Here is a 278-nt window from a genome sequence, read left to right as displayed (position 1 = left end):
TTGGCCTGCAGGCCAACGGTTCGACCTCCAGCGACCGCACCAACTATTTCGCCAGCTTCGCCGCCAACCCCGACACCCTCAAGTGGTACCTCGGCTGGCAGGCCGACGCCATGGTCAATTCCCTGATCGCCAAGGAAGACCTCGATTCCGAAATGACCGTGGTGCGAAACGAGATGGAAAGCGGCGAGAACAGCCCTTTCCGCATCCTCATGCAGAAGATGCAGGCGGCCGCCTTCCAATGGCACAGCTACACCCAAACACCAAACACACCCAACACA

1 protein-coding gene is annotated in these 278 nt (G+C 59.4%); it reads left to right on the top strand.

What is annotated here, in order from left to right; all coding sequences use genetic code 11:
- Positions 1-278: insulinase family protein (locus D368_RS14785; protein WP_486129271.1), on the top strand; the 278-nt coding region annotated here is incomplete at both ends.

This window comes from Paenibacillus lentimorbus NRRL B-30488 (assembly GCF_000411595.1).
Taxonomy (GTDB): domain Bacteria; phylum Bacillota; class Bacilli; order Bacillales; family Bacillaceae; genus Bacillus; species Bacillus velezensis.
The sequence above is the reverse complement of the archived record's forward strand: the minus strand, read 5'-3'. Positions and strand labels throughout refer to the sequence as shown.